24 protein-coding genes are annotated in these 23,945 nt (G+C 62.6%); 5 read left to right on the top strand and 19 right to left on the bottom strand.

The window, feature by feature from the left end; translation table 11 throughout:
• Positions 1-11: 11 nt before the first annotated feature.
• The 15 genes from lepA to R2N03_RS19720 form a co-directional block, all read right to left on the bottom strand.
• The gene (lepA, locus tag R2N03_RS19790) at positions 12-1,808 is read right to left on the bottom strand and encodes a translation elongation factor 4 (RefSeq protein ID WP_316659580.1); all 1,797 of its coding nucleotides are present in this window, start codon (positions 1,806-1,808) and stop codon (positions 12-14) included.
• Positions 1,809-2,023: 215 nt separating this feature from the next.
• Positions 2,024-2,299 (bottom strand): glutaredoxin family protein, encoded by a 276-nt coding sequence (locus tag R2N03_RS19785; RefSeq protein WP_316659578.1) that lies wholly within the window; start codon positions 2,297-2,299, stop codon positions 2,024-2,026.
• On the bottom strand, positions 2,296-3,810 hold the full coding sequence (locus R2N03_RS19780; RefSeq protein ID WP_316659577.1) for a DegQ family serine endoprotease: 1,515 nt from the start codon (positions 3,808-3,810) through the stop codon (positions 2,296-2,298). The genes R2N03_RS19785 and R2N03_RS19780 overlap by 4 nt, the downstream gene beginning before the upstream one ends.
• A gap of 83 nt (positions 3,811-3,893) precedes the next feature.
• Positions 3,894-5,003, bottom strand: a complete 1,110-nt coding sequence (locus R2N03_RS19775; protein ID WP_316659576.1) for a MucB/RseB C-terminal domain-containing protein — start codon at positions 5,001-5,003, stop codon at positions 3,894-3,896.
• Between the two features lie 11 nt (positions 5,004-5,014).
• Positions 5,015-5,653 (bottom strand): sigma-E factor negative regulatory protein, encoded by a 639-nt coding sequence (locus R2N03_RS19770; RefSeq protein ID WP_316659575.1) that lies wholly within the window; start codon positions 5,651-5,653, stop codon positions 5,015-5,017.
• 107 nt (positions 5,654-5,760) lie between these two features.
• On the bottom strand, positions 5,761-6,360 hold the full coding sequence (gene rpoE / locus R2N03_RS19765; RefSeq protein WP_316659574.1) for an RNA polymerase sigma factor RpoE: 600 nt from the start codon (positions 6,358-6,360) through the stop codon (positions 5,761-5,763).
• Positions 6,361-6,420: 60 nt separating this feature from the next.
• Entirely contained in the window at positions 6,421-6,864 is a 444-nt protein-coding gene (locus tag R2N03_RS19760) for a hypothetical protein (RefSeq protein WP_316659573.1), read from the bottom strand.
• A gap of 98 nt (positions 6,865-6,962) precedes the next feature.
• Positions 6,963-8,195 carry a beta-ketoacyl-ACP synthase II gene (gene fabF, locus R2N03_RS19755; protein WP_316659603.1) on the bottom strand — a complete coding sequence of 411 codons (1,233 nt, stop codon included), beginning with the start codon at positions 8,193-8,195 and terminating at the stop codon, positions 6,963-6,965.
• A gap of 113 nt (positions 8,196-8,308) precedes the next feature.
• Positions 8,309-8,548, bottom strand: coding sequence for an acyl carrier protein (gene acpP / locus R2N03_RS19750; RefSeq protein ID WP_021195372.1), 240 nt, complete (start codon positions 8,546-8,548; stop codon positions 8,309-8,311).
• A 185-nt stretch (positions 8,549-8,733) separates the two neighbouring features.
• A complete protein-coding gene (fabG, locus tag R2N03_RS19745; RefSeq protein ID WP_316659570.1) occupies positions 8,734-9,483 on the bottom strand; it encodes a 3-oxoacyl-ACP reductase FabG in 750 nt (249 codons plus the stop codon).
• A gap of 14 nt (positions 9,484-9,497) precedes the next feature.
• Entirely contained in the window at positions 9,498-10,427 is a 930-nt protein-coding gene (gene fabD, locus R2N03_RS19740) for an ACP S-malonyltransferase (RefSeq protein ID WP_316659569.1), read from the bottom strand.
• Between the two features lie 31 nt (positions 10,428-10,458).
• Positions 10,459-11,439: a beta-ketoacyl-ACP synthase III gene (locus R2N03_RS19735; RefSeq protein WP_316659568.1), complete on the bottom strand. Its 981-nt coding sequence runs from the start codon at positions 11,437-11,439 to the stop codon at positions 10,459-10,461.
• Between the two features lie 37 nt (positions 11,440-11,476).
• On the bottom strand, positions 11,477-12,550 hold the full coding sequence (plsX, locus tag R2N03_RS19730; protein ID WP_316659567.1) for a phosphate acyltransferase PlsX: 1,074 nt from the start codon (positions 12,548-12,550) through the stop codon (positions 11,477-11,479).
• 192 nt (positions 12,551-12,742) lie between these two features.
• A complete protein-coding gene (gene rpmF, locus R2N03_RS19725; protein WP_316659566.1) occupies positions 12,743-12,922 on the bottom strand; it encodes a 50S ribosomal protein L32 in 180 nt (59 codons plus the stop codon).
• A 111-nt stretch (positions 12,923-13,033) separates the two neighbouring features.
• Complete coding sequence (locus tag R2N03_RS19720; protein WP_316659564.1) at positions 13,034-13,573, bottom strand: YceD family protein; 540 nt, start codon at positions 13,571-13,573, stop codon at positions 13,034-13,036.
• A 193-nt stretch (positions 13,574-13,766) separates the two neighbouring features.
• On the opposite strand from R2N03_RS19720, the gene R2N03_RS19715 reads away from it, so the two are divergent.
• The gene (locus R2N03_RS19715) at positions 13,767-14,363 is read left to right on the top strand and encodes a Maf-like protein (protein ID WP_316659563.1); all 597 of its coding nucleotides are present in this window, start codon (positions 13,767-13,769) and stop codon (positions 14,361-14,363) included.
• A 3-nt stretch (positions 14,364-14,366) separates the two neighbouring features.
• Positions 14,367-15,098, top strand: coding sequence for an SAM-dependent methyltransferase (locus R2N03_RS19710; RefSeq protein WP_316659562.1), 732 nt, complete (start codon positions 14,367-14,369; stop codon positions 15,096-15,098).
• Between the two features lie 3 nt (positions 15,099-15,101).
• Here the strand turns inward: R2N03_RS19710 and R2N03_RS19705 are convergent, their stop codons facing one another.
• From R2N03_RS19705 to R2N03_RS19690, 4 genes are read right to left on the bottom strand one after another with little or no spacing between them, the layout of a single operon-like run.
• On the bottom strand, positions 15,102-16,199 hold the full coding sequence (locus tag R2N03_RS19705) for a S49 family peptidase (protein WP_316659561.1): 1,098 nt from the start codon (positions 16,197-16,199) through the stop codon (positions 15,102-15,104).
• A gap of 45 nt (positions 16,200-16,244) precedes the next feature.
• Positions 16,245-16,637 (bottom strand): Rieske (2Fe-2S) protein, encoded by a 393-nt coding sequence (locus R2N03_RS19700; protein WP_316659560.1) that lies wholly within the window; start codon positions 16,635-16,637, stop codon positions 16,245-16,247.
• The gene (locus R2N03_RS19695; protein ID WP_316659558.1) at positions 16,630-17,289 is read right to left on the bottom strand and encodes an HAD-IA family hydrolase; all 660 of its coding nucleotides are present in this window, start codon (positions 17,287-17,289) and stop codon (positions 16,630-16,632) included. Before R2N03_RS19695 ends, R2N03_RS19700 begins: the two co-directional genes overlap by 8 nt.
• Positions 17,270-18,292 (bottom strand): RluA family pseudouridine synthase, encoded by a 1,023-nt coding sequence (locus tag R2N03_RS19690; protein WP_316659602.1) that lies wholly within the window; start codon positions 18,290-18,292, stop codon positions 17,270-17,272. The genes R2N03_RS19695 and R2N03_RS19690 overlap by 20 nt, the downstream gene beginning before the upstream one ends.
• Before the next feature lie 734 nt (positions 18,293-19,026).
• Here R2N03_RS19690 and R2N03_RS19685 point away from each other — a divergent pair.
• From R2N03_RS19685 to mobA, 3 genes are all read left to right on the top strand, one after another.
• A complete protein-coding gene (locus R2N03_RS19685; protein WP_316659557.1) occupies positions 19,027-21,996 on the top strand; it encodes an Rne/Rng family ribonuclease in 2,970 nt (989 codons plus the stop codon).
• Between the two features lie 181 nt (positions 21,997-22,177).
• Positions 22,178-23,299 (top strand): GTP 3',8-cyclase MoaA, encoded by a 1,122-nt coding sequence (gene moaA, locus R2N03_RS19680; RefSeq protein ID WP_316659556.1) that lies wholly within the window; start codon positions 22,178-22,180, stop codon positions 23,297-23,299.
• A gap of 22 nt (positions 23,300-23,321) precedes the next feature.
• Entirely contained in the window at positions 23,322-23,936 is a 615-nt protein-coding gene (gene mobA, locus R2N03_RS19675; RefSeq protein ID WP_316659555.1) for a molybdenum cofactor guanylyltransferase MobA, read from the top strand.
• Positions 23,937-23,945: the final 9 nt, after the last annotated feature.

Here is a 23,945-nt window from a genome sequence, read left to right as displayed (position 1 = left end):
ATTCGTCCGGGTTATTTTTCTTCGACACGCAGGATGGCAAGGAATGCCTCCTGCGGAATTTCAACCGTGCCGACCTGCTTCATGCGCTTCTTGCCCTCTTTCTGCTTCTCGAGGAGCTTCTTCTTGCGCGAAATGTCACCGCCATAGCACTTGGCAAGCACGTTCTTGCGCAGCGCCTTGACGTTCTCACGCGCGATGACGTTGCTGCCGATGGCGGCCTGGATGGCCACGTCGTACATCTGGCGAGGGATGATCTCGCGCATCTTGGCAGCGACTTCGCGGCCCCGGTACGCGCTGTTGGAACGGTGGACGATGATGGAGAGCGCATCCACCTTGTCGCCGTTGATCAGCATGTCGACCTTGACGACGTCCGAGGGGCGGTACTCCTTGAACTCGTAATCCATCGACGCATAACCACGCGAAACGGACTTCAGCCGATCGAAGAAATCCAGCACGATCTCGCCCATGGGAATTTCGTACGTCAGCTGGACCTGGCGGCCGTGGTAGCTCATGTTGATCTGTGAGCCGCGCTTCTGTTCGCAGAGCGTGATGACGGCACCCACATATTCCTGCGGCATGTACAGGTTCACGGTGACGATCGGCTCAAGGATCGACTCGATCTTGCTCGGATCCGGCATCTTGGCCGGGTTCTCAACCTGCACCGTCGTGCCGTCGCGCTGCACGACCTGGTAGACCACCGTCGGCGCCGTGGTGATCAGGTCCATGTCGAATTCGCGCTCGAGGCGCTCCTGCACGATCTCCATGTGCAGCAAGCCCAGGAAACCGCAGCGGAAGCCGAAGCCGAGCGCCTGCGACACCTCCGGCTCGAACTGCAGCGAGGCATCGTTCAGCTGCAGCTTCTCCAACGATTCACGCAGCGCTTCATACTGGTTGGCTTCGACCGGGTACAGACCGGCAAACACCTGCGGCTTGACTTCCTTGAAACCAGGCAACGGTGCCTCGGCCTTGCGCGGCGCCACATGGGTGATGGTGTCGCCAACCTTGGCGGCCTTCAACTCCTTGATACCCGCGATGACGAAACCCACCTGCCCCGCAGACAGCGACTCGCGCGTGACGGACTTTGGCGAGAATACGCCGACCTCCTCCACGAGATGCTGCGAGCCCGTGGCCATCAGCAGGACCTTGTCTTTTGCGCGCAGCGTGCCGTTCACGACACGTACCAGCATCACCACGCCGACGTAATTGTCGAACCACGAGTCGATGATGAGTGCCTGCAGGGGAGCGTCTGGGTCGCCCTTCGGCGCCGGCACCCTGGCGATAAGGGCCTCCAGCACGTCGGCCACGCCCACGCCGGTCTTGGCTGAGCAACGGGTGGCGTCCTGCGCGTCGATGCCAATGACGTCTTCGATTTCCTGGATCGCATTGTCCGGGTCGGCTGCGGGCAGGTCGATCTTATTCAGGACCGGGACGACTTCCACGCCCAGCTCAATGGCGGTGTAGCAGTTCGCAACCGTCTGCGCTTCCACGCCCTGCGAGGCGTCCACTACCAGCAGCGCGCCCTCGCAAGCAGACAGCGATCGGCTGACTTCATAGCTGAAGTCGACGTGCCCCGGGGTGTCGATCAGATTGAGGTTGTAGACCTTGCCGTCGCGTGCCTTGTAGGTCAGCGCCGCCGTCTGCGCCTTGATGGTGATGCCGCGTTCCTTCTCGATGTCCATCGAGTCCAGCACCTGGGCCTCCATCTCGCGGTCGGAGAGCCCGCCGCACAACTGGATGATGCGATCGGCCAGCGTCGATTTGCCGTGGTCGATGTGGGCGATGATCGAAAAATTGCGGATATTGTCCATCGAATGCGTCGAAAAGCGCGCCCATCCCGGGCGCGTCTGCCGGGACGCGAAGCGGCTCCGGCATGGCCGGCGCGCGGTGGACGGCGCCGGCGGGAGGTATTGGAGTCGATGCCGAGGTCACGCACAAAAATCATGCGACGCAAAAATCGGCGCTAACAGGCGATTTTACCGGATTTCAGGGGGCTTCCTGCGCCTCTTTTTGCGGCAGTGTCACGTCAAAGGCTGGGCGTCTGCGCCGCAAGCCATTTCCGCACGACGGCCACATCAAGGAAGTAGTGACACAACTCAATGGCTCCATCAACAGACATGTGTGGCGCGCCCGTCATCAGCACCGGCACCAGCTCGCCAAAGCGGTCCTCGAGCGCAGGATCGCTGTCGACATCCACCTCATGCAAGACAAAACGAAAGCCATGCCGGAGTGGCTCCAGCGCGAGTTTCATGTCATCGCATAGGTGGCAGTAAGAGCGACCGTACAGCGTCAGTTCGATCACTGCCCGCCACCCGAACGCGCCGTGCTAGGGCGCATCGTCACCACCTGGGTGGCATCGCCCCTGCGGACAAACACCGCCACCATGCGATTCTTGTCAAGCCGACCGACCACTTCGTTGAACTGCTTGGCGCTCGCGATATCGGTATCCCCTACCCGCAGAATCAGGTCGCCGGGGCGGATACCAACGCGTGCGGCCGGCCCTTCGGCCACCAGCACCTCGACACCCGACTTTGTTTTGAACTCGCGCTGGGCGCCTTCAGACAGATCCGCCACCACCAGACCCAGCGCATTCGGCTTGCCCGGACCTTGCTGGCTGCTGTCTGGCTGCGGCCCCTTACTGCGCTGCGCAACCTTGGCATCGGACGGCAGCTCTGCCACGGTCACCGCCAGATCGCGCGTCGTACCCTTGCGCCAGACTTGCACGGCTGCACGCGTGCCCGGCTTGGATTCGCCAACCTGACGCTGCAGATCGCCTGCCTTTTCAATGTCTCGGCCATTGAACTTCAGGACGATGTCACCCGCCTCAATGCCTGCCTTGTCGGCAGGACCGCCCGATTCGACGTTGCCCACATATGCCCCGCGCGCACGGCCCAGGCCGAGTGACTCGGCGGCGTCCTTCGGCACATTGTCAATCGCCACACCAATGCGGCCGCGCGTCACCCGGCCTTGCGTCTTGAGCTGCTCAGCCACACGCATCGCCTCATCGATCGGGATCGAAAACGAAATGCCCATGTAACCGCCGCTCTGGCTGTAGATCTGGTTGTTGATCCCGATCACCTCGCCACGCAGGTTGATCAGCGGGCCGCCAGAGTTGCCCGGATTGACCGCCACATCGGACTGGATGAACGGCAGGTAGTCACCGGTATCCCGCCCCTTGGCAGACACGATGCCGGCGGTGACCGTGTTATCCAGCCCGAACGGCGATCCAATGGCGAGAACCCACTCGCCCACGCGAACCCTGTCAGAATCGCCTAGCTTCAGGCTTGGCAGCGCTGACGCGTCCACCTTGACCAGCGCGACGTCGGTCCGCTTGTCCAGGCCGATGACCTTGGCCTTGAATTCGCGCTTGTCGAGCAGCGTAACGTAGATCGTCTCGGCACCCTCGACCACGTGTGCGTTGGTCAGGATATAACCGTCGCCCGAAATGATGAATCCGGAGCCGACGCCGCGGCTCTGCTCCTCTTCCTGTTGGGGTGGTGCGTTGCGCCGCTTCTGCCCCTGCCCCTGCCCCGGCACGCCCGGCATGGGCACACCAAAGAACCGGCGAAAGAACTCGGCCATGTCGTCATCGCTCGGGCCGTTCCGCATGCGCACCTTTTCGGTGGTGCGAATATTGACGACGGCAGGACTGACCTTCTCCACCAGATCGGCGAAGTCGGGCAGACCGTAAGTACCCGCGGCCCCGCCACCAACGGGATTCTGCGCGTGGGCCGGCACCAGTGCCCCTCCCACCGCCACAACGGCGGCAACACACAGCAAACGCAAGGCATGGAGGGATCGAGCGGTACGCATGAAAGCTCCCCGAAATAGAAACAACTAGAGAAATCGCGCTGACGAGGCGAGGCCGAACGGCAGCCGAAGCGGCAAGTGCCAGCTTATTGGGAAGCGCTGGTAGCCGGCCGGCTGGCCCCGTTCACGGCGTTGGCAGCGGTCGGCTTATAGTCCACCGCTGCTCCAAACTGCTTGATGGTAGCAAACGGCACTTCGCCCACGACCGTCAGCCAGAAATCGGCGACGCGGCGCACCATCACATGCGTAGCACCCTGGGATATGAAGCCCTCACGACGCATGCGTTTTTCGGAGACCGGCTCGATGAAGAGCGACAGCCCGGCAAGCCCATCGCTGAACACGACCTGCTGCACCTCGAAAGCGTGGCCACCCTTGCCTGCCGGCGCGATATCGCCGAGCGGTCGGCGGACTTCCCGAATCTTCTGGAAGCCCTTGACGGGTATTCCGATCGTCCAGCCCTGCTCGGCAAGGTTGGTGGGTTGCGTGACGACTTCGTAGTGATTCCAGCCGCTCAAGCTTTTGAGCGCGGCAACAATCTTCTGCTTCTCCGATGGCACACCCAATTCGACTTGCGAGAAGGCGACCTGCTCGAGCACCTTGCCATCCTCACCGATGGTCTGCGCACGCATCAGCAAGCCGCTGTTGTGTTCCGCCCAGATACGGTAGGCGTAGCGGAACCCATCCTTGGGATCCAGCTGGAAGACCTCGCAATCCATGCCAGCCACACGCTCGGGCGGCAGGTGCCGCATGTCGTACTGATCGAGCACATCGCCATTGGTCGTGGCGAGCAACGCAGGGAAGCTGTCCTTGTGCTCCTGCTTTTCGGTGACGACCAGCTTGATGTCGTAAATCAGATTGCGGACGACATCGTTCTGGCGCAGCATCTCGCGCTGCTTGCCATCCAGCGCTTCCACGCGCTCGTACTCGTTGTTGAAGAGATCAGCATAATGCTGAATGCGCGTGGAATGGATGCCGGTGCCGCGCTGATACGTCAGCGTGCCCACGTAGTTTTGCTTCAGGGCAGCACGGTGGATCTTCGTCAGCCACGAAGCAGCCTCCTTGCGCGGCATGGGAGCCGGCTGTGGCTGCGCAGCAGTGGCCAACGCCGAAGCACAGAAGAGAATGAAGACGGACCGACGAACGGCCTGCAGCTTGCGGGCGCCTGCCCCGGCAACGGGGTGCCACACCTTCGACATGGATGCCCGCATTATTCCTGATTGGAGTCCTGGGTGTTTGCCACCCCGTTGGCCACCGCGCGCAGATACGGAACCACCATGCCGTTGGTCGCCGATTGGCGATGGGCACTCAGATATTCGTCCAGACGGGCGTCACGGATCATTGGCGTGTCATCGGCAGCCGCCACGGTCAGAGCCTGCGCGCCGGCGCCCGGGCCCTGCGTCGCCTTGGCAACCAGCGCAGGCGAGCCATCGCTGCCATCGGCGCGGCCATGCAGTTGCGGCACGACGACCCAACTGACTGCTGCCACCGCGGCGGCCACTGCGGTCGACGGCATGATCCGACGGACCCACGCAGGGCTCACCAGAAAGCGGTGTCGATCGCGAGATTGAGAGCGTTGCGCGACACCCGGCACAAGCAGGTGCGGTTCGGCGTCGAGACGGGCGGAAAACCTGTCAAGGAAATCTTCAGACGAACGCATATTCAGGAGATCTTCTGACCGAAGCGCGTCGCCGATCAGTTGGTACTCCCGCCAGTGCGTGGCACCGTCGCCGTCCTTGGCGAGTTCCACCGCGGACGACACTTCGTGCGCAGCAACTTCACCGTCCATCAAGGCAGAGATGCGTAGTGCGAACTCCGCTTCTGCCGTCTGCAATTGAGCCTGACCCATTTCCCGACCCCAAAAACTCCAACGTCCAATCAACGATCCGAGAGAAGACTTCCCGAGGTTTCACCGTTTGCAGCCGCTTCCGGCCGCCGGCTTGTCATATCGGCTGGCTACCACCGTTTGCCCTCCACCGTTCCCAGCAAGGGGCGCAACTTCTCGGCAATCGCCTCGCGCGCCCGGAAGATCCGCGACCGGACCGTTCCGATCGGGCATTCCATCGCTTCGGCGATTTCCTCATAGCTCAGACCCTCGATCTCCCGAAGCGTGATTGCGGTACGCAATTCTTCGGGCAGCGCTTCCATCGCGCGGTTGACTGTTTCGGCCACCTGCTTGGTGTGCAGCATGGAGTCCGGCGTATTGATATCCCTTAGTTGTTCACCGTCGGCAAAAGTTTCAGCCTCTTCGGTGTCGATGTCACTGGACGACTCCGGGCGTCGACCCTGGGTCGCGAGGTAGTTCTTGGCCGTGTTGACCGCGATGCGATACAGCCACGTGTAGAACGCAGACTCACCCCGGAACTGAGGCAGCGCCCGGTAGGCCTTGATAAAGGCATCCTGTGCCACATCCTCGACTTCAGCCGCATCACGGATCAAGCGGGAGACGAGGCGAATGATCTTCCGGTGGTACTTGACCACCAGCAGCTCAAACGCCCGCTTGTCGCCTTGCTGGACGCGTTCGACGAGGATCTGGTCGGCTTCGCGTTCGCTCACGGATTCTTCACCTGCAGTGTATCGCCTTGAATTTTTGTGACTATGGATGTTGCATTTTACCTACGACACACCGGACACCCGGGTAGTCGCTGGAGGCGGCCCCAGGCGCAGCAGACTTCGCATACGGCGCAACAGCTTGGGAGCGAACCACGGTGGGATCAGCACAAAAATCTGCGGACACCAGCCGCGGTGCGCGACGCCGAGAATCAGGACACGCTCACCGACCGCCCAAGACCATAGCAGCGGCGCGTTTCGGATCGCTTGGGGCATCGCCAAGCGTACCTGCCATATGGGCTGCCCGGATTCATCATCTGTTTTGAGACGCGTCCGCCACATCAGTTCCATCTCAAGCGGCGACCGATTCGTCACCAGAGGAACACTTGCCGCGAGCACCAACGTGCCAACCACACACCACGCCGCAATTGACCATGCGGCACCCCACGCGGCGATCGACCAGGACAAGGCAACGCAGAGAAGACTCGTGATGCCGAGGCGACCGATCATGCATAGCCGCCGATATGGCTCGGGAAATGAGATGCGGTGTACAACCAAGGTAAGAGTGACAAGCGGAGCGGGCCGTCTCTGGCACGCCCCACTCGTACCTACGGACGCTTGAAGACCAGCGTGCCGTTGGTCCCCCCGAAGCCGAAATTATTCTTCACGGCCACGTCGATCTTCATGTCCCGCGCGGTGTTCGCGCAGTAATCGAGATCGCACTCGGGATCTTGATTGAAGATGTTGATGGTCGGCGGCGACACCTGGTTATGCAGCGCCAGCACCGTGAACACCGACTCCAGCCCCCCTGCCCCACCCAGCAAGTGACCGGTCATGGATTTGGTGGAATTCACGACAACTTTGCCCGCATGATCGCCGAAGGCGGCCTTGATGGCATCGGATTCATTCTTGTCGCCCAGCGGCGTAGACGTGCCGTGCGCGTTCAGGTACTGAACCTGGTCGGCGTTGATGCCGGCGTCGCGCAGCGCGTTGAGCATGCAGCGGCGCGGACCGTCCATGTTCGGCGCGGTCATGTGGTATGCATCGCCGCTCATGCCGAAGCCAGCGACCTCCGCGTAGATGCGGGCGCCGCGTGCCTTGGCCGATTCGTACTCCTCGAGCACCATGACCCCGGCACCTTCGCCCAGCACGAAGCCGTCGCGATCCCTGTCCCACGGGCGGGATGCGGTAGCCGGATCCTCGTTGCGCGTGGACAGCGCACGGGCCGCGGCAAAGCCGCCGATCCCAAGGGGCGAAACGGTCGATTCCGCACCACCAGCAACCATCGCATCTGCGTCACCCGCCTGGATCAGGCGGGCGGCCAGGCCGATGCTATGAAGGCCGGTCGTACATGCCGTGACGGCCGCCAGATTGGGGCCCTTCAACCCGTGCATGATGCTCAGGTGACCCGAGATCATGTTGATGATCGAGCCCGGCACGAAAAACGGCGAAATGCGACGCGGACCGCGCTCCATGTAAGTGGCGTGGGTGTCTTCGATCATCGGCAAGCCGCCAATGCCCGAGCCAACCAGCACGCCAACACGCTCAGCATTGGCCTCCGTCACTTCAAGCCCGCTGTCCTTCAGCGCCTGCACTCCGGCCGCGATGCCGTAATGGATGAACGTATCCATCTGGCGGGCATCCTTGGCCGAGATGTAATCCTCGACATTGAAGCCTTTCACTTCACCGGCGAAGTGCACAGCCAGGTTGGAATGATCGAATTTGGTGACGGTGGCGATCCCGGACTTGCCGGCGACCAGATTGGCCCACCCCTCGGCGACCGAGTTTCCTACCGGAGAAACCAGCCCCAGGCCGGTTACGACGACGCGACGACGGCTCACTATGCTTTCCTGCAACTCTGTATCAGCGACAAAGGCCACAGAAAGCACGCCACCCGGTCAAACCGGATAACAGCCCTTTCTGTGGCCCGCGATGTCAAGAGATCGATTGACGCTTACGCCTTGACGTGGGCGGTTGCGTAGTCGATGGCTTGCTGTACCGTGGTGATCTTCTCGGCTTCTTCGTCCGGGATTTCCATGCCGAATTCGTCTTCCAGCGCCATCACCAGCTCAACCGTATCGAGCGAATCCGCGCCCAGATCGTTCACGAACGACGACTCGTTCTTGATGTCGCCCTCAGCCACGCCGAGTTGTTCCGCGACGATCTTCTTGACGCGTGCTTCGATGTTGTCCATTTAACCCTCCAGGGAAGTATTCGACAAAAAGTGCGCGCATTCTAGCAGGTTTGCGCGGCGAAAAACCGCGCGGAATTCCATGCACAAAATGCGCTCAACATGATGCTAAAAGCCAGTTAGTTCGGCGATTTCACGGTTTCTTGCGCATGCGCAAGACTCCGCACAACCACCGCCGGGACGGCTTCTTATCCCATGTACATGCCGCCATTGACGTGCAACGTCGACCCGGTGATGTAGCCCCCTGCCGGTGACGCCAAAAAAGCAACGGCGCCAGCGATATCTTCAGGGGCGCCCAGACGGCCCAACGGGATCTGCGCCTTCAGCGCCGTGTGCTGTTCCTCCGACAGGACCTTCGTCATATCGGTATCGATAAAGCCCGGGGCAACGCAGTTGACCGTGATGTTACGGCTGCCGATTTCGCGCGCCAACGCGCGAGACATGCCCTCCACGCCCGCCTTGGCCGCAGCATAGTTTGCCTGACCCGGGTTGCCAGCCGAACCCACCACGGAAGTGATGTTGATGATGCGGCCGCCACGTGCCTTCATCATCGGACGCAGCACTGCGCGAGACAGGCGGAACACCGCAGAGAGGTTCGTGTCGATCACCGACGTCCACTCCTCGTCTTTCATGCGCATCGCCAGATTGTCCTGGGTAATGCCGGCGTTGTTCACGAGGATGTTCAAGCCGCCATGGGTCTTGATGGTCTCGTCGATGACAGCCTCGCAGCGCGCGGCGTCATTCACGTTCAGCACCACGCCCACGCCTTTCAGGCCCGCCTCGGCCAAGTAGGCCGTGATGGCCTGCGCACCAGCGTCCGAAGTGGCCGTACCGACCACCATTGCGCCTTGTCGCGCCAGTTCCAGCGCGATGGCGCGGCCGATGCCACGCGACGCGCCGGTGACCAGCGCGACCTGATTGTTCAATGCTCCGGTCATACGAATCCCGCCGATTATTTGAGTTGTCCGAGCACCGCTTCCAGCGAAGCCGGGTCAAAGATGGCATCGCCCACGATGTCCGTATCAATACGTTTGGTCAGACCAGCCAGCACCTTGCCGGGGCCGCATTCGACCACTCGGGCGATACCGTCAGCCTTCATCTTCTGCACGGTCTCAACCCAGCGCACCGGCGAAGCGGCCTGACGCACCAATGCGTCCTTGATGGCAGCCGGGTCGTTCACGATTGCCACGTCCACGTTGTTGATGACCGGAATGACCGGCGTGTTGACGGTAACGCCGGCAAGGTACTCGCGCAGACGATCCGAAGCCGGCTTGAGTAGCGTCGAGTGGAACGGCGCCGACACCGGCAGCGGCAGCGCGCGCTTGGCGCCCTTGGTCTTCGCGATCTCGCAGGCTTTTTCGACAGCCGCCTTGGCGCCAGCGATCACCACTTGGGCCGGCGCATTGAAATTCACGGCTTCAACCACGCCGACTGCCGAGGCCTCAGCGCATGCCGCACGCACGTCATCGTCCGACAGCCCGAGAATCGCTGCCATACCGCCCTCGCCCACCGGAACAGCCTCCTGCATCGCCTTGGCGCGGAAACGCACGAGCGGCACGGCATCCTTGAACGCGATCGCGCCCGCCGCGACCAGTGCAGAGTATTCGCCCAGGCTATGGCCCGCCACGATGGACGGTGCAGGACCACCCGCGGCCAGCCATGCGCGATAGACGGCAACAGCGGCCGTCAGCATGACCGGCTGCGTGTTGGTGGTCAGGTTCAGTTCTTCCGCCGGGCCCTCGGCGATCAGCTTGCCGATATCCTGACCGAGCGCGTCGGACGCCTCGGCCAACGTGGCCGCAACGGCAGGATGGTCGGCAAATGCATTGAGCATGCCGACCGACTGCGAACCCTGGCCGGGAAAGACGAAAGCAAATGTCATGGCTCGTGTTGTGTTTTCTGAGATTCGTGTATCAGAAGCGCAGCAATGCGGCGCCCCAGGTAAAACCACCACCCACGCCTTCAAGCATCACGTGATGACCGCGCTGGATGCGCCCGTCGCGCACCGCGGCGTCGAGCGCGAGCGGAATCGACGCGGCCGATGTGTTGCCGTGTTCGTCGACTGTCACGATGAGCCGCTCGTTCGACAGGCCCAACTTCTTCGTCGTGCCTTGCATGATGCGGATATTGGCCTGGTGCGGAATCAGCCAGTCCACCTGCGAGGCCTCCAGCTTCGCAGCGGCCAGGGCTTCACGCGCGACCTTGTCGAGCACCGTCACGGCGAGCTTGAACACGGCCTGGCCGTCCATGTACAGGAGAGCGCTGCCCTGGATCGCACCCGCGGCTACGTTTCCGGGCACGCACAGGATATCGGCATGACTGCCGTCGGCGTGCAACGCGGTCGACAGAATGCCGGGCTCATCCGACGCCTGCAGGACCACAGCGCCGGCGCCGTCACCAAACAGGACGCACGTAGTCCGATCGTTGAAATCGATGATGCGGGAGAAGACTTCCGAACCGATCACCAGAATGTTGCGATAGCCGCCGGCACGGATGAATTTATCGGCCGTTGCGAGGGCGTAGACGAAGCCGGAACACACTGCCTGCACGTCAAATGCCGGGCAACCATTGGTGATGCCGAGCTTCTGCTGCACGAGGCACGCCGCACTGGGGAAGACGAAATCCGGCGTGGACGTCGCCACCATGATCAGGTCGATCTCGCTGCGGTCGATACCAGCCGCCTCGATGGCGCGCTCGGCCGCTTTCACGGCGAGATCGCTGCAGGCGACGTTGGGTTCCGCGAAATGGCGCGCACGAATGCCGCTGCGCGAGACGATCCATTCATCGCTCGTCTCGATGCCTTTTTCGGCCAATTGCGCCGCCAGTTCGTCATTGGTGACCCGCTTGGGCGGCAAATAGCTGCCCGTACCGATGATCCTTGCGTAACGTGTCATATGCGGTGGGGTGAAATCTGACTCGGGAGCAACGCGCTCAGGCAGCGTCGGCGGCCGGGGTAGAGGTGGATATGTGCGCAACGGCAGGCGCGCTGTCCGCTGCGTCGCCGTGCGATTCGAACGCCTGCGCAATGCGGGCGATCACGCCGTTGGCCGCCGCATCATAGGCACGCTTGATCGCCCATTCAAACGCGTAGGCGTCAGCCGAACCGTGGCTCTTGATCACAAGACCGCGCAAGCCAAGCAGCGCGGCGCCATTGTAGCGCCGATGATCGACACGGCGTTTAAAACGCACGAGAACGGGCAGCGCCACCACCGCCAGCAACTTGGTGAACCACGAACGGCTGAACTCCTGGCGCAGCATCTCGCCGATCATCTTGGCGAGTCCCTCCGTGCTCTTGAGCGCGACGTTGCCGACGAAGCCGTCACAGACGACGATGTCGGTCGTGCCCTTGAAGATATCGTTGCCTTCGACGTTGCCGAAAAAGTTGAGATCGGAGGCGCGCAGCAACTCACCCGCCTGCTTGACGACCTCATTGCCCTTGATCACTTCTTCGCCAATATTGAGCAGGCCCACCGTCGGGCGAGGCTTCTGCTCGACCACCGAGACCATCGCCGAAGCCATCTGCGCAAACTGGAGCAGATGCTCAGGCTCGCAATCGGCGTTGGCGCCAAGATCGAGCACCGTGGTGCCGGCGCCTTTTTCGTTCGGGATGGCGGTTGCGATGGCGGGGCGATCGATGCCGTCCAGCGTCTTGAGAACGTAACGCGACACGGCCATCAAGGCGCCGGTATTGCCGGCAGAAACGCACGCCTGAGCTGCGCCCTCCTTGACCTGATTAATGGCAACGCGCATCGAAGAGTCCTTCTTCTTGCGCAATGCAACCTCAACCGGGTCATCCATCGACACGACCTCGGTGGCCGCGATGACGTGGATGCGAGGGTTGGCTGTGGCGTGAAGCCGTTTGAGCTGTGCCGCGACGGCATCGGGCTGCCCCACGAGCAGCATCTCGACATCTGCGTGCGCGGCGAGAAATTGGATCGCTGCCGGGATCGTCACGCCAACGCCGTGATCGCCACCCATGCAGTCGATGGCAAGCTTGATGGTCATGCGAATCTGAGTTGCGGTTTCATGTGCGGCTCCGGCCGTTGGCGCGCGTATGGTACACAAACCGGTACACGCTTTACCGGACCCCGCTCAACAAAAAAAGCGGCAAATTGGCTTGCCGCTTTCTTTGTTTGCATCATGAACCTGTGCGTTCAGACCAACCCGACACGCTTGCCAGAGGACTGGCAATCCGCATCAGTCGTTCTTGGTCTTGACAACCTTGCGGCCACGATAATAGCCGTTCGGGCTCACGTGGTGGCGCAGATGGGTTTCACCGGTGGTCGGCTCGACAGCGATCGGGGCCGCCGTCAGAAAATCGTGCGAACGATGCATGCCGCGCTTGGACGGCGACTTCTTGTTTTGTTGAACAGCCATGACTGACTCCTAAGCAATTTGATCGATTTTATCACATCACACGGAGCCGGAGCGTAGCCATTCCGGTAGGCGTGTGAAACGTACTGCCATCAGCACACGATGCGCGTGCGCCTAATGTTTGGTTTTCAGATTGGCCAGCACCGCGAACGGCGATGGCTTCTTTTCGGCTTCAACCGCTTCCGGCAAGACCTCATCCGGACAGACTGCATGACGCGGCGATACGGGCAACGCAAGCAGCAATTCGTCTTCGATCTGCGTGATCAAATCGAAGCTGCGCGAGCCGACGATGACATCCGCTTCGTCATCATCCAGCGGTGCCGCATCGGCTTCCGCCTCTGAGCGCATGACCTCCAGACGGGTACGCACCGGCAATGCCTGCTCGTACCCCTTGAGGCAGCGCTGGCACTGCAGCCACACCGCGCCATCCACTTCCAGGTCGACAAACAGGCGCTGATGCGTTGGCTGACCCGCGACGAAAGTCTGGTCGCGCACCGAACCCTGCATGCGCCAACGGAATTGCACGTTGGCATCGGCCGGGGCATCGGCGGCCTGTTCGGCCCGCAGACGGGGCATATCGTTCAAACCGATAGAGCCGCTCGCCTGTTCGCCAGCGCGGATGAACGCGAAAAGATCGAATGCACGAAAATCCACTGATCGAACCTGCTGAACGCGAGCCGTTGATGCGCGAAACCGAAAGGCAACTTGCAGCGCTCACAGCACCTTGCGCCTGGGCGCCCGGTTTGCGACACTGCGCGGCCAAACCGCGAAACGCGGGATTATAGCGGGCAGAAACCTCAGACGTCAAAAGGTTTTCGCTCAAAATCCACTGCATCTTCAAGCACTTATGACTTCTGCCTCGCGTCCGCCATTGATTCTCGCGTCCAGCTCCCCCTATCGGCGTGAACTGCTTGAGCGCCTGCGCCTGCCGTTCGAGATCGTGGTACCGGATATCGACGAGACGCCTGCCGCAGGCGAGTCGCCTGAACAGACTGCGCTGCGTCTGGCGCGGCAGAAGGCGGAGAAAGTCGCGTCGGCCCATCCAGGCGCATTGGTGATCGGCTCCGACCAAGTGGCCACACTCGACGGCAAGCAGGTCGGCAAACCGGGCGACCACGCCCGCGCACTGGCCCAGCTTCATTGGATGCGCGGCCGCACCGTCACATTCCACTCGGCCTTGTGCCTGTATGACGGCCGCACCGGGGGGCACCAAAGCGAGGACGTTCGTACACTCGCCACCTTCCGCGACCTGACCGACGAGGAACTGGATGCCTATCTCCATCTGGAACACCCGTACGATGTGGCCGGCAGCGCGAAATCCGAGGGTCTGGGCATTGCGCTGCTCGAGCGCGTGGAGTCGTCGGACCCGACCGCGCTGGTGGGCCTTCCACTCATTGCGCTGACGAGCATGCTGCGTAACGTGCATTACCCTCTGTTTGCGTAAGCCATGACCGGTACGCTCTACCTCATTCCGAATACGCTGGGCCTGCGCGACGCAGACGACCCGCTGCCCGACGTGATTCCGGCGGGCGTCCAGCATATCGCGGCCCGGCTCGATTATTTTGTTGCGGAGCACGCCAAGACCGCCCGCGCCCTCCTCAAGAAACTGGCTGAGACGACCCCGCTTGCGCGATCGCTCCAGGAAATCACCATTCGCGAGTTGAACGTCAAGACGCCGGAATCTGAACTGGAAGCCCTGCTGGCACCCGTGCTTGCCGGCCAAGATGCCGGGCTGATGTCAGAGGCCGGCGTGCCAGCGGTGGCTGACCCGGGTGCGAACCTCGTTCGCTTGGCACACCGACACGGCGTGCGCGTTAAGCCGCTTGTGGGGCCAAGTTCGATCCTGTTGGCCGTGATGGGTTCTGGCCTGAACGGCCAGAGCTTCGCGTTCAACGGCTACCTGCCGGTCGACACGGCAGAACGCAAGACCAAGCTGCGCGCTCTGGAGCAGCACTCGCGCGCAGCGGGACAAACGCAGGTCTTCATCGAGACGCCCTACCGCAATGGCGCTTTGCTCGACGCCATCCAGGCCGCCTGTGCGCCAGGCACGCTGCTGTCCATTGCGGTGGACCTGACACTGCCGAGCGAGCAGATTGTCACGCTGCCCGTCAGTGATTGGGGCGCAGGCCGGCTGGACTTGCACAAACGGCCCGCCATCTTCTCGATCTTGGCGCGATGAGCGCTATTCCTTCATCAGCAGCTTGAGCTGGCCGGTAGCAGCGAGCGCCTCGATCGCACCTGCCCCCATCGCCGTGCCCAGCTTGCGTGCCACGCGCGAGGCGAAATTTTCCTTGATGGTGTAATCGACCACATCCGGCGCCTTGATCACGTTGCGCGCGACGAAATCCGAGCTGCCGATCGCATCCGCCAAGCCCAGATCCACGGCCTTGGCGCCCGTCCAGAAGAGCCCCGTGAACAACGTTGGATCATCCTTCAACCGATTGCCGCGGCCCTGCTTGACCACATCGATGAATTGCTGATGCACCTGGTCAAGCATTTCCTGCGCGTACTGCTTCTGCTGCGGTGATACCGGGGAAAACGGATCGAGCATTCCCTTGTTCGACCCCGCAGTGAGCAGACGACGCTCCACACCCACCTTGTCCATCAGGCCAGTAAAGCCGAAGCCGTCCATCAGCACTCCGATCGAGCCGACGATGCTCGCCTTGTCGACATAGATCTTGTCCGCGGCAGCGGCCACGTAGTAACCGCCCGAGGCACACATCTCCTCGACCACCACGTACAGCGGGATGTTCTTGTGCTTGGCTCGCAGGCGACGAATTTCGTCGTTGATCATGCCCGCCTGCACCGGTGAGCCGCCCGGGGAATTGATCTTGAGAATCACGCCGACCGTGTTGTCATCCGCAAACGCGGCCTGCAGGGAAGCGTTGATGTTCTCGGCGCTGGCGTTCGTCTTCGCGGCGATTTCGCCGTCGAGCGAGACCAGCGCGGTGTGACGCCCGGTACTGACCGTCTCGCCTTCAAAGCTGGCAAACACGTAGATCATCAGGGCGACGAGGGCCAGTGACACAAAGCGGAAGAAGATGCGCCAGCGACGCGCGGCACGCTGCTCCCGGAGGCTCGCCATCAGCACCTTCTCGAGCATTGCCCGCTCCCACCCGCCAGCCTCGGCCGATGCGGCTGCCTGCCCCGATGCCGGCCGGCCGGCGGCCGGATCACGCAACTCGGCTTCCAGCGGATGATCGGCTTGCTGCGTGACTTCCAGGGCTTCAGGCTTGCCGGCGCGCTCTTCAGGCGATTTCGGCGGGTTCGAATCGGTCATGGGCGAGATAGGGAGGAGTCGGAAAAATCGAAGATCTGGATCACGTCAGTTCGCCGGCGGCACGGCGTTGGGTGCGCGGAACAACGCATCGGGCTGCCACCAGACTGCGCCATCGCGCTCGGCAACGTCGAGCTTCGACAGGTGCGCGCCGCGGCATGGCCCGCCAACGCATCGGCCAGTATCGGGTTCGTAAATGGCGCCATGCGTAGCGCACATCAGGTACAGCCCTGAGCTTTCAAAAAACTGCCCTTCCTGCCAATCCATTTCCATCGGTACGTGCGCGCACTGGTTCAGATACCCGTGCACTCCGCCTGCGTAGCGCACGACAAAGGCACTCATCGCACGCCCCCGTACCTCCACGGAAAAACGCACACCCAGGCCGCCATCTTCCAGCGCGGCGCTCTCGCAAACGCGGACCGGCCCGCCAACCTCAGGCATGGTCGGCCAACCAGCGGTGCAGATCGGACACCGACTGCGCGCAGTACAGCGGTGCAAGCGTGTGCAGCACGTCGGCGGGATGCGCACCATAGGCAACGGCGACGCCGGCGGCGCCCGCATTGGCAGCCATCTGCAGATCATGCGTGGTATCGCCGATCATCAACGTGCGCTCAACGTCCATCCCGAGGTCACGCGTGAGCTCGAGCAGCATGGCCGGGTGCGGCTTGGAGAACGTCTCGTCGGCGCAGCGGGTGTTGTCGAACACGCCAGTCAGGCCGGTCGCTTCCATCGCACGCTGCAGGCCCACGCGCGACTTGCCCGTCGCCACCGCGAGCAGATAGTTCTCGCGCCGCAACGTGTCCAGCATCTCGCGCACCCCCGGGAACAGGACGAGATGCGCGTCGCGACTGAGGTAATGAAAGCGATAGCGCTCGGCGAGCTTGCCGTAATCCGCCGGATCCAGCGTCGGGACAGCGTACTCCAGTGCATCCCTCAAACCCAGGCCGATGACATGGCTGGCGCGCGTATCGTCTGGCACAGGCAGGCCAAGGTCACGACACGCGAGCTGGATCGAGCGCGTAATCGCCGGCGTCGAGTCCATCAACGTGCCATCCCAGTCGAACACGATCAGATCAAAGCGCTGCTGCGGCATCGGAATTGTCGGAGTGGAGGGCTTTCAGGAAATCGGCGCATTCGCGTGGCAACGGCGCATTGAAGGTGACGGTTTCACCGCTATGCGGATGCGTGAGTTGCAGGCGATGCGCATGCAGGAACATCCGCGCAAGCCGCGGAACGGCATTTGCGCGCGACAGCGCCTTGTTCAGTGCGAAATCACCGTATTTTTCGTCGCCGAGGATAGGAAACCCGGCATGGGCAAGATGCACGCGGATCTGGTGCGTGCGACCGGTTTTCAATTCGGCTTCAAGCAGCGTGTATGGCCCGAACACACCGAGCTTGTTGAAGATGGTATGCGATGGCTGCCCATCCGCCTGAACGCGCACGCGCCGTTCGCCCTCAGGGGTGGTGAACTTATGCAGCGGGGCCTTGATGTGCTGGCGCTGATGCGGCCAGACGCCCTTGACGGCCGCGAAATATCGCTTATCCAGCCGCCCCTCGCGAATCTGCTCGTGCAGCGCGACCAGCGCCGAGCGCTTCTTGGCCAGCAGCAATACACCCGACGTTTCTCGATCCAGCCGATGCACGAGCTCGAGAAACTTGGCCTCTGGCCGTGATTGGCGCAACTGTTCGATGACTCCGAACGCGACGCCCGAGCCACCATGCACGGCAACACCGGCCGGCTTGTCGATCACCAACAAGTGCGCGTCTTCGTGGAGGATGGTGAATTCCGCGGCAGGCACCGCACGCGGCGCCTCCACCTGCTGGGCGATCCGCAGCGGCGGAATCCGCACGATGTCCCCCAGCTTCAGGCGGTATTCCGCGTCGACGCGGCCTTTGTTGACCCGCACCTCCCCGGAGCGCAGGATGCGGTAGAGATGGCTTTTGGGCACGCCCTTGGCGAGCCGCATCAGGAAATTGTCGATGCGCTGACCTTCGGCGTCGTCGCCGATCTCAACATAGGCAACGGATTTGCCGTCGAGTGCGTCACGTACCGCTTGTTGAATGCGGCCATCAAATGGATGGCGTAACTCATTCATTTTCAATATAATTTTCTCGCTGGACAGTCGTTTAGGCGCCAGCAAAGCCGGTCGGGACGAAACAACAGCTATTGTACACAGCCACCGTTTCCGTCCGGAACGTGCCGCTCTCCCGCCCACTTGTGTTACAAAGCTAATCACGTGGCCGGTCTGATCGGCACGATAGCAGCACGCACCGCTGTCTCACTGCGCAAGATGTGGACCAAAGATCACATCGGCAACGTCGGTCAGCGTGGAACGAGCAGCTGGTAGAACAGAATTCAAAAGCGGGCGCCAATGGTTTCCATACGGCGCCCGCTTGGTGAAAGAAGCCCTTGCCGCACCAAAGCTGGTGCCGGCCGGCTCAGTATCCGGTTACCGCGTTGCCATGGCGGTCCGGCGGCAAAACTCTAACAAGCAGCATGCCGCCCGATTCGCCCGCCGCGGGTTTCGTCCGGACAGGCCGTCCGTCAATTCGCTCTTTGTGGTCGCTTCACGCGACTCGCCGCCGCCGGCCCGCCTGCACATGCATCGGGCCCGTGGCACGAGTGACAGGACGCGCAACTGGACGCCAACCGCGTCCGCGGACTCCGCCCTGCCATCCATGATGACGCGTGGAATGCCCTCATTTCTTTCGCCCGTGCCCCGTCGCGCCTTTTTTGCTGGCCGACACCTCGGCAATTCGTTGACCACCCGCTCCGCCTTTGCGTGCTCCATGAAGCGCCGTGCTTGCACGGCATTGGAGTGAGGTTGCAATGAAACGCATGTTGTTCAATGCGACGCAGCAAGAAGAACTGCGCGTCGCCATTGTCGATGGTCAGAAACTCATCGACATCGACATCGAAACCGCCGGGCGCGAACAGCGCAAAGGCAATATCTACAAGGGTGTCATCACCCGCATCGAACCGTCGCTGGAAGCCTGCTTCGTCAACTACGGCGAAGAGCGGCACGGTTTTCTCCCCTTCAAGGAAGTCGCCCGCGCCTACTTCAAGAACGGCGTGGACGTGCGCACCGCACGCATCCAGGACGCTCTGTCCGAAGGCCAGGAACTGATCGTTCAGGTTGAGAAGGAAGAGCGCGGCAACAAGGGCGCGGCCCTGACCACGTTCATCTCGCTGGCCGGCCGCTACCTGGTGCTGATGCCGAACAACCCGCGAGGCGGTGGCGTGTCGCGGCGTATCGAGGGTGAAGACCGCCAGGAACTGCGCGAGACGATGGCGCAACTGGAAGTGCCGGACGGCATGAGCATCATCGCCCGCACCGCCGGCATCGGCCGCTCGGCCGAAGAGCTGCAGTGGGACTTGAACTACCTGATGCAGCTGTGGAAGGCCGTTGATGGCGCTGCCGTCGACAACAAGGCTCCGCTGCTGATCTATCTCGAATCCAGCCTGGTGATTCGCGCGATTCGCGATTACTTCCAGCCGGATATCGGCGAAATCCTGATCGATACGGACGACATCTACGATCAGGCCCGCGCTTTCATGAGCGTGGTGATGCCCGACAACATGAATCGGGTGAAAAAGTACCGCGACGACGTTCCCCTGTTCTCGCGCTTCCAGATCGAACACCAGATTGAATCGGCGTACTCGCGTATGGTCATGCTGCCCTCGGGTGGCGCCATCGTGATCGACCACACCGAGGCGCTCGTCGCCATTGACGTGAACTCGGCGCGCGCCACCAAGGGCGCCGATATCGAGGAAACCGCAGCGCGCACCAACCTTGAGGCTGCCGATGAAATCGCTCGTCAGCTCCGCCTGCGTGACTTGGGCGGTCTGATCGTGATCGACTTCATCGACATGGAGTCGAGCAAGGCCCAGAAGGACGTCGAAACCCGCCTGAAAGACGCGCTGCGCCACGACCGCGCCCGCGTGCAGATGGGCAAGATCAGCCGTTTCGGCCTGATGGAGTTGTCGCGCCAGCGCCTGCGTCCGTCGCTGTCGGAAGGCTCGCACGTCACTTGCCCGCGCTGTAACGGCACGGGCCACATTCGCGATACCGAATCGTCTGCCCTGCAGGTGCTGCGCATCATCCAGGAAGAGGCGATGAAGGAAAACACCGCCGCGATCCACTGCCAGGTGCCGGTGGAAGTGGCTGCGTTCCTGCTCAACGAGAAGCGCCCGGACATCAACCTGATCGAGACGCGCTTCAAGGTCAACGTGCTGCTGATCCCGAACAAGCATCTGGAGACGCCGCACTACAAGCTGGAGCGCCTGCGCCACGACGATCCGCGCCTGGACGACGACAAGGCCAGCTACAAGATGGCCGAAGAGGCCGCCAAGGAACTGGAAGCCGACACCGCGTACAGCACCCGCAAGGAAGCTGCCAAGCCGCGCCAGGAAGCCGCCGTCAAGGGCATCACGCCGGACCAACCGGCGCCGGTGTCGGTGCCGCGTGCTGAGCGTCCGGCCCGCACGGAAGCCGTACCGGCTGCGCAGGCACCCGCTCCAGTACCCGCACAACGTGGTTTTGTTTCGTGGCTGAAATCGCTGTTTGGCGCCAAGCCGGCCGAGCCAGTGGTGGCAGCGCCTGTCGAAACGCCGAAGCAACGTGCTGAAGAAGGCAGCCGCCAAGGCCGAGGCAATCGTCAGGATCGTGGTGGCCGTGGCCAGCGCGGTGAACGCGGCGAGCGCCAAGGTCAGGGTCAGAACGGCCGGGATGGCAACCGCCAGGGCCGTGAGCGCAACGAAATCCGCGAAGGTCAGCAACAGGGCCAGCGCGAAGGTCAACGTGACGGTCAGCGCGGCAACCGTGATCGCAACCGCCAGCCGGCCCAGGTGGAGGGTGCTGCACGCGAAACCGCAGAGGCTCGTCTGCCCCAGCAAGGCCAGGAAGCCCGCGGCGAAGGCCAAGGCCGCCGCGAGCGTAACCCGGAACAACGCCGTGAGCGCCAGCCGCGCGAGAGCCGCGAGCCACGCGAGAATCGTGAACCACGCGAAGCTCGCGAGCGCGATCAGCAAGGCAAGGAAGCTGCGTCAGTCGCTGCAGAGGGCCTGATTGATCAAACCGCCGCAACGCAAGTGCCGCAGCCGACGCTGCTTGATACGGCCGCCCCGTCGGAAACAGCGGTTGTGGAAGGCATTGCCCCCAGCGCAGAAGGCAATGGCGAAGGCGAAGAACGCCGTCGTCGTGGCCGCCGCGGTCGTAACCGCTATCGCCGTGACCGTGAAGGTGCGGAAGGCGTGCGTGCGGAAGGCGAGGCCGAAGCCACTGAAGCCATCGAAAGTGCAGACGAAGCCGTCGCCGACGTGCATGCAGAGCCCGAGATGACTGCCTCCGTGACCGAACCGGTGCAGGCTACCCCGCAGGTGCCTGTCGAAAGCCCGGCACCGGTCATCCATGAGCCGGTACACGCAGCCGAAGCTGTGGCGCCGGTTTCTGCCATGCCGACCGTGCAGCAGACCGAGCCGGCGCTGGCCACAGCGCCCGCCGAGGAAGTGGCACAAGAAGCGGTCGTGACAGCCTTGGCCGAAGTGCCGGCACCCGTCAGCGCGGTTGCCAAGGCTTCGCCGCTGCCGATGGAGACGTTGCAGGGCGTGCTGAACGAGGCCGGCATGACGTGGGTCCACACGGACGCACAGAAACTGCAAGCCGCGCAGGAAGAGGCTGCCCGTACCATCACGCCGCAGCGCGTGCCGCGCGAGCGCAAGCCGTTGCCGCCGATTCAGCAGGGTCCGATGATCCTGGTTGAAACCGGCCGGCCGTCAGGTGGCGCCGACCAGCAGTAAGTAATACACGGGCGGGTTGCCGCCGATGCAGTTCAGGAGGGCGGCTTCGGCCGCCCTTTTTCCTGTGCGCGCGAGAGCGTGGCTGAAACCATGCTGCCCGTAAGGATCGGGGGCTGCGTTACACTCAAAGCTGTATCGACCGCACAGTCCGGCTCTGTGGATTGACGCACCGCACCACGCCATGACCGAAACCGTGATCCCCCTCTACGACCTGCGCGATGGCCAACACCACCGCGCCACGGTGCCGACCGTGCCGGACACGCTCGTCCCCGCGCAGGGTTGGCTCGCCGACACGCACGGCCGTCGCCTGCACGACCTCCGCATTTCGGTGACGGACCGCTGCAACTTCCGCTGTGTCTATTGCATGCCAAAGGATGTGTTCGACAAGGACTATCGCTTCCTTCGGCATTCCGAGCTGCTGTCGTTTGAAGAGATCGAACGCATGGCGCGGCTGTTCATCGAGCACGGTGTCGAAAAGATCCGGCTGACGGGCGGCGAACCGCTCCTGCGCAAGGACATCGAGCGCCTGGTCGAGATGCTGGCACGCCTGACCACGGCCGAAGGCAAGCCGCTGGACCTCACGCTGACAACCAACGGCGCACTACTTGCCCGCAAGGCGCAATCGCTCAAAGACGCGGGCCTCACCCGCGTTACGGTCAGTTTGGACGGGATCGACGACGCGACTTTCCGCCGCATGAACGATGTCGACTTTGCCGTGAGCGAAGTGCTGCATGGCATCGAGGTCGCTCAACAAGTGGGCCTGGCCCCGCTGAAGGTCAACATGGTCGTCAAGAAAGGCGACAACGATGACCAGATCGTGCCGATGGCACGCCACTTCCGGGGCACCGGCATCATCGTGCGGTTTATCGAGTACATGGATGTCGGCACGACCAACCATTGGGATATGCGCTCGGTCATTCCGTCGGCGGAGGTCATTCAGCGCCTGGCGGCGGAATTCGCACTCGAGCCCGCATCAGCCAACTACAGCGGCGAGACCGCTGAGCGTTGGCGTTACCTTGATGGCGCGGGCGAGATCGGCGTGATCTCCAGTGTGACGCAGGCATTTTGCCGCGATTGCACGCGCGCGCGCCTGTCGACCGAAGGCAAGCTGTATCTCTGCCTCTTTGCGACCGAGGGTTTTGACCTGCGTACCCTGCTGCGCGGCGGCGCAAGCGATCTTGAACTCTCCAACGCGATCCGCGCCGTCTGGCAGGGCCGCACCGACCGCTACTCCGAACTGCGCGCCAGCGGCCAGGCCCAGCCGGTCGGACGGCGCATCGAAATGTCCTACATCGGTGGCTGACGGCCACCCTCCTCGACTCCACATGATTCCAACATCCGACATTACCGGCCTGATCCTGGCCGGCGGCCGGGGCAGCCGCATGGGCGGCGTCGACAAGGGCTTGCAGACGTTTCGCGGCGCCCCGATGGCAATGCATACGCTGATGCGCCTCTCGCCACAGGTTGACCACGTGCTCATCAACGCCAATCGCAATCTGGCCGCGTACGAATCGTTCGGCGTGCCGGTGGTGATCGATTCCGTGCCGGATTTCGCAGGCCCGCTGGCGGGCATCCTGGCCGGGCTGGAGCAATGCCAGACACGCTACCTGCTGACCGCCCCGTGCGATTCACCGTTCGTACCGACCGACCTTGCCCTCCGGCTTGCGCGCGCCTTGGAGGATGCGAACGCGCGCATCGCCATGCCGGTGACGATGGCGGTGGATGAGCAGGGTCAACCACGCCGACAGGTGCAGCCGGTATTCTGTCTGATCGATGTCCGCCTGGCCGACGACCTGAACGCCTACCTGCAAGGCGGCGGGCGCAAAATCGAAACCTGGACGGCACGCCACCCCTCGGTCGACGTGCTGTTTGACGACAGCGCCGCGTTCGCCAACATCAACACGCTGGAAGAACTGCAGCACTTGGCGAAGCGCCACTAGCGCGCCGCC

The organism is Ralstonia condita, from assembly GCF_958405655.1.
GTDB lineage: Bacteria > Pseudomonadota > Gammaproteobacteria > Burkholderiales > Burkholderiaceae > Ralstonia > Ralstonia condita.
This window is presented reverse-complemented; position numbering and strand designations above follow the sequence as displayed.

Coding starts and splice junctions, on each gene's coding strand:
- fabG (WP_316659570.1), bottom strand. CDS start 9,483: ATGACCGGAGCATTGAACAATCAGGTCGCGCTGGTCACCGGCGCGTCG.
- R2N03_RS19735 (WP_316659568.1), bottom strand. CDS start 11,439: ATGACACGTTACGCAAGGATCATCGGTACGGGCAGCTATTTGCCGCCC.
- R2N03_RS19715 (WP_316659563.1), top strand. CDS start 13,767: ATGACTTCTGCCTCGCGTCCGCCATTGATTCTCGCGTCCAGCTCCCCC.
- acpP (WP_021195372.1), bottom strand. CDS start 8,548: ATGGACAACATCGAAGCACGCGTCAAGAAGATCGTCGCGGAACAACTC.
- plsX (WP_316659567.1), bottom strand. CDS start 12,550: ATGACCATCAAGCTTGCCATCGACTGCATGGGTGGCGATCACGGCGTT.
- R2N03_RS19775 (WP_316659576.1), bottom strand. CDS start 5,003: ATGTCGAAGGTGTGGCACCCCGTTGCCGGGGCAGGCGCCCGCAAGCTG.
- fabD (WP_316659569.1), bottom strand. CDS start 10,427: ATGACATTTGCTTTCGTCTTTCCCGGCCAGGGTTCGCAGTCGGTCGGC.
- R2N03_RS19780 (WP_316659577.1), bottom strand. CDS start 3,810: ATGCGTACCGCTCGATCCCTCCATGCCTTGCGTTTGCTGTGTGTTGCC.
- mobA (WP_316659555.1), top strand. CDS start 23,322: ATGATTCCAACATCCGACATTACCGGCCTGATCCTGGCCGGCGGCCGG.
- R2N03_RS19710 (WP_316659562.1), top strand. CDS start 14,367: ATGACCGGTACGCTCTACCTCATTCCGAATACGCTGGGCCTGCGCGAC.
- R2N03_RS19705 (WP_316659561.1), bottom strand. CDS start 16,199: ATGACCGATTCGAACCCGCCGAAATCGCCTGAAGAGCGCGCCGGCAAG.
- R2N03_RS19685 (WP_316659557.1), top strand. CDS start 19,027: ATGAAACGCATGTTGTTCAATGCGACGCAGCAAGAAGAACTGCGCGTC.
- R2N03_RS19770 (WP_316659575.1), bottom strand. CDS start 5,653: ATGGGTCAGGCTCAATTGCAGACGGCAGAAGCGGAGTTCGCACTACGC.
- R2N03_RS19690 (WP_316659602.1), bottom strand. CDS start 18,292: ATGAATGAGTTACGCCATCCATTTGATGGCCGCATTCAACAAGCGGTA.
- rpmF (WP_316659566.1), bottom strand. CDS start 12,922: ATGGCTGTTCAACAAAACAAGAAGTCGCCGTCCAAGCGCGGCATGCAT.
- R2N03_RS19760 (WP_316659573.1), bottom strand. CDS start 6,864: ATGATCGGTCGCCTCGGCATCACGAGTCTTCTCTGCGTTGCCTTGTCC.
- moaA (WP_316659556.1), top strand. CDS start 22,178: ATGACCGAAACCGTGATCCCCCTCTACGACCTGCGCGATGGCCAACAC.
- lepA (WP_316659580.1), bottom strand. CDS start 1,808: ATGGACAATATCCGCAATTTTTCGATCATCGCCCACATCGACCACGGC.
- R2N03_RS19700 (WP_316659560.1), bottom strand. CDS start 16,637: ATGCCTGAGGTTGGCGGGCCGGTCCGCGTTTGCGAGAGCGCCGCGCTG.
- R2N03_RS19695 (WP_316659558.1), bottom strand. CDS start 17,289: ATGCCGCAGCAGCGCTTTGATCTGATCGTGTTCGACTGGGATGGCACG.